General features: G+C 73.1%; 2 protein-coding genes. Both read right to left on the reverse strand.

Annotated elements, in window-relative coordinates; genetic code table 11:
* Positions 1-1,306: LamG-like jellyroll fold domain-containing protein (locus AB1673_17605; protein ID MEW6155773.1), on the reverse strand; the 1,306-nt coding region annotated here is incomplete at its 3' end.
* On the reverse strand, positions 1,300-1,601 hold a 302-nt coding region (locus AB1673_17610), incomplete at its 5' end, for a hypothetical protein (GenBank protein MEW6155774.1). The genes AB1673_17610 and AB1673_17605, both read right to left, overlap by 7 nt.

The raw sequence follows: 1,601 nt of genomic DNA on the forward strand, positions 1-1,601 counted from the left end.
CGGTGACCACCATCGTCGACGCGTCGGGGCGGGAGACCGAGGTCGTCTGGCCGTGGAGGTCCTTGAGGGCGACCAGGGCCCCGTCGGGGCCGAAGAGGAAGGTCTCGGTGCCGTTGCGCACCACCGTATAGCTGCCGTCGGGCGCCTTGGACAGGGTGGCCCGCACCCTGGGGGGCGCGGCGTAGCCCGCCCCGGCCACGGTGAACACCACCTCACTGCCGTTCTCCTGGGTGAAGGTGACCTGGCCGGGCGAGACCGACAGGGCCATGGCGTAGGTGCTGGACCAGCCCTTGCCGAACGGCCCGTCGACGGCCGCCATGTCGCTGTTATAGGTGCGCTCCAGCCGCAGGGGCACGCCCCGGCCCGGGATAGCCAGGTCTGTGAACGTGTGCCAGAAGTTGCCGGTGGCGGTGTTGACCGGGAAGTGCGTGGCCTGGCCGAAGCTGGCGGCCGCCTGGCCCTCGCAGCGGTTGCACTCCCCTCGCCGCTCGTAGTCGGCCATGGGCCCGCCGACCAGACGAGGTTGGCGGCCCGACGCCACGTAGTGGGCGGCGATGCGCTCGGGGGACAGGGGGGTGTCGTAGACGGCGGCCTCGTCGATAGAGCCCTTGAAGTGGCTGCCCGTCAGGCCCAGGCTGAGCCCAATGGACACGTTGCGGGAGATGGAGCCGACCGCCGGGCCACCCATGGCCACGTTGCCGACCTCGACCGAGTCGAGGTAGAGGCGCAGGCGGGCGCCGTCGCCGGTCACCACCGCGTGGTGCCACTCGCCGTCGGCCACGTAGGCGCCCGAGGTTACGGTGGCCGAGCCCCCGGCCACGGTCGCCCGGGCCACGAGCCGGCCCTCCTTGACCCCGAGCCGGTACCAGCCGGAGCCGACGTGCACGAGGTAGCCCTCGCCGTGCCAGCCGACGTCGGCCTTGAACCAGGCCTCGAGCGAGAAGTGCCCGAAGCCGAGCGGGTGGGGGCTGCCCAGGCTCGTGCGGTTCAGGCTGCTGTTGCTGCCGTTGAAGTACACGGCGGTGTCGGGGTCGCCGCCGATGGCCCCCGCCTGGCCGGGGCTGGTGGCCGTGCTGTTGAGGGGCAGCAGGCCGGTCTGGTCGTGACCGGCGCCGCCCGCCCCGAGGCGCCAGTAGGACTTCGGGCTGTCCTCGAGCACCGTCGACCGGTAGTCGGCGGCGACGGCGCTGGGTACGGGCCCGAGCGGGGCGAAGGGCAGGCCGGCCACTGCCAGCAGGGCCAGGACCGGGCCCACGAGCAACCTCAGGCCCGTCCGGCGACGGTACGTCGTGCGGGCCCTCAGCATGACCGTGCCACCGTCGAGCCGAGGCGGCCGATGGTGCCGAGGGTCTCCGGTGAGTGCAGCCTGGCCAGGTCCTCGGGCGACAACCTCGACAACTGGTAGTCAGCCCGCTCCAGGACCACGGCCAAGTCGTCGACCACCGCCTTTACGGCTTCCGCCTCGGCCCTGACAGCCCCGGTGGCGGCCTCGGCGGCCACTGCGCTGCGGGGCGAGGCCGACCCGATCAGGGACCGCAGGGTTGCCGGCTCGGCCAGCGACACCAGCACCAGGCGCAGGTCGTCGGCCAGGGGCCGGGCCG

This window comes from Actinomycetota bacterium, assembly GCA_040754375.1.
Taxonomy (GTDB): Bacteria; Actinomycetota; Acidimicrobiia; order Acidimicrobiales; family AC-14; genus JBFMCT01.